Origin of the sequence: Novosphingobium umbonatum, from assembly GCF_004005905.1 — a bacterium.
In the GTDB taxonomy this organism is placed as follows: domain Bacteria; phylum Pseudomonadota; class Alphaproteobacteria; order Sphingomonadales; family Sphingomonadaceae; genus Novosphingobium; species Novosphingobium umbonatum.
This window is the reverse complement of sequence record NZ_SACO01000050.1, coordinates 1-631: the sequence shown is the minus strand read 5'-3', so window position 1 is coordinate 631 and position 631 is coordinate 1. Positions and strand designations below refer to the sequence as shown.

Genomic DNA, 631 nt, shown 5'->3' with positions numbered 1-631 from the left:
GAATATCAATCCGCAGAAATTCAAAAACACGTGACGCGGACGATGCTAGCGAATGCGAAGCAGGGCAATTGGAACGGCCAAACCCCGCCGTTCGGTTACATGACTGTTGCAGTCCCGCAGCCCAAAGGCAAAGACCGAAAAAAGCTCAAGCATGACCCAGCGACCATGCATATCCCTCAATTCATTTTTGAAACATATGTGAATGGTTACGAGGGACAAAAGGTTGGCATTACCCGGCTCGCACAAATTCTTAATGAGCGCGGCGAGCGGATACGCGGCAAGCCATTCCACGTTTCGAATGTCCACTGGATCCTGAACAACACTGCCTACATCGGCGTTGTGATGTATAATCAGCGCGACTCGCGAACGCGCGAAACCCGTTCAGAGGATGAGTGGATCCCAATTCCCATCCCGCCATTGATTTCAGAGGATCTGTTCTACGCAGCTAAAGCTCAAATGGCGGCACGCAACCCGAAAATGGGAGTTGCTGCGGAAAAGAACGGAACTAACCTCCTGACTGGTGTCGCTGTCTGCGGTTGCGGCGGCGATGGCTGCGGAGGTGGCATGACCACTGCCACAGGCAAAAGTGGCCAATACCGTTATTATGCCTGCAGTCGCCGTGCGACCGCAG

1 protein-coding gene is annotated in these 631 nt (G+C 53.4%); it reads left to right on the top strand.

Annotated elements, in window-relative coordinates; all coding sequences use genetic code 11:
• Positions 1 to 631, top strand: a 631-nt coding sequence (locus tag EOE18_RS18220) for a recombinase family protein (protein WP_181953071.1), incomplete at both ends; no start/stop codon positions are given.